Source organism: Microbacterium sp. HSID17254, from assembly GCF_003989315.1.
GTDB lineage: Bacteria > Actinomycetota > Actinomycetes > Actinomycetales > Microbacteriaceae > Microbacterium.
Window position 1 is genome coordinate 1 of the sequence record NZ_RBLT01000088.1, and the last position, 1,613, is coordinate 1,613.

Here is a 1,613-nt window from a genome sequence, read left to right on the forward strand (position 1 = left end):
AACTTCGACCTGTTGATGACGCCCACGACCCCCGGGCGAGCACATGGCCACGACGGCCCCGGCGCACACCTGAGCGTCGCACTCACCTGGGGCATCAACCTCTCCGGGCACCCCGCAGTGAGCGTCCCGGCAGGTTTCACCGCCGACGGGTGCCCGGTCGGTCTGCAGATCATCGCCCGCCCCCGCGGCGACGAGCTGCTGCTGCAGCTCCTCGAGAACCACGTACCGCCGGCCCCGATCGCGCCCCTTCCGCAGCAGGCCATGACGAACCTGGAGCCGTGAACGATGATGACCGCTCTGACTACGGCCCACACTCACGGCCTGACGCTGGCCAGCGACGCGATCCTGAGCTGGCCGCACCGCTGCGGGGCGAACACGTCGTGCCTGGCGCGCCTGCGCGGCACCCGCGACCCGGCAGCAACCGATCGCCTGCTGCTGACCGTCGTGCTCAGCGAGCTGCGCGGCCAACCCCGCGGCCACTACGTCCTCTCCGACGTCGCCGGCGCCGCGAACAGCGCACGCGCCCAGCTCGTGCCGGGCAGCGTCGACCCGGGCGCGATTACGTGGCTGGTGCACCACGGCGACTTCTCCAGCGCCGACCCAACCGGACCGGAATCGCTGACCCGCGTCGACCTCCACTGGACCCTCGACCGCTACAGCGTCCCGGCCTGGGACGAGGTGACCCGACTCGACTACGACGACTCCCGCCGGCTACTCGACGAGCTCCTCCTGCGCCCGGTCGACGAAGTCCTCGCCGCGATCCCCTGGGACATCCCCCGACCCCGACAAGACGGCGGCGACACCGGCGCACATCAGGGATGACCGACACATCCCAGACCCGCCCGATCCCCGGCCGCGCGATCCTGGCTGAGGTGCGCGACACCTACCGCGACGCCTACGCCGCCACCCTGCAGGAACACGGGACTCGCATGATGGTCGTGCGGTTCGAGCCGACCACCCATGACACCGTCTGGGCCGCCCGGATGGAGGCATCCCGCGTCTCGGCCGAGCAGAAGGTGCGCACTTTCACCGCGCTCGGCGCCACCCCAGACCACATCGTCGTGCCCGACAGCGCCGGCATCAGCGAGATCGCCGGCATCATCCGCCGCGCCAACGACGACCCCCAGGTCGCCGGGATCATCGTCCAGGCCCCGCCACCGCAGCCCGTGCTCGCACTGCTCAACGAGATCGACCCCGCCAAGGACATCGACGCCCTCGGCATCTTCGCGCCACGCACGGCGTGCGCGACCGCCGACGGCGTCGGACGCGTCGCCGAGCCCTACCTACCCGACGCCCGCATCGCGGTCGTCGGCAGCAGAGGCTTCGTCGGCTCCGGCGTCGTAACGCTCCTGCGCCAGGGCGGCCACGATCCGATGCTGTTTGAGAACGGGGACGACCTGCGCGGCCGGCGCGCCGCCGAGGTCGTGTGCGGCGCAGTGGTGCGGGTACCAGTGGTCGCGCGGGTCGCCGTACGTCGCGAGCATCCCGTCGGCGCCGGGCTCGCCGGTGGAGTGGAAGGCCTGGGTGGCGATCGTCCAGCCCGCCTGCACCCCGGGAACCGTGTGCAGGATCTCGGCCGCGCGCCGGTGGGCCGTCAGCAGGGTGTCCGCGAC

At 72.0% G+C, this 1,613-nt stretch carries 3 protein-coding genes; all 3 read left to right on the forward strand.

Features of this window, described 5'->3' with window-relative positions:
- On the forward strand, positions 1 to 282 hold a 282-nt coding region (locus D8M34_RS17815), incomplete at its 5' end, for an amidase family protein (RefSeq protein WP_274543278.1).
- 6 nt (positions 283 to 288) lie between these two features.
- The gene (locus D8M34_RS17820) at positions 289 to 822 is read left to right on the forward strand and encodes a hypothetical protein (protein WP_126894693.1); all 534 of its coding nucleotides are present in this window, start codon (positions 289 to 291) and stop codon (positions 820 to 822) included.
- The coding region (locus D8M34_RS19350) for a tetrahydrofolate dehydrogenase/cyclohydrolase catalytic domain-containing protein (protein ID WP_274543279.1) at positions 819 to 1,613 on the forward strand (795 nt) is incomplete at its 3' end. The genes D8M34_RS17820 and D8M34_RS19350, both read left to right, overlap by 4 nt.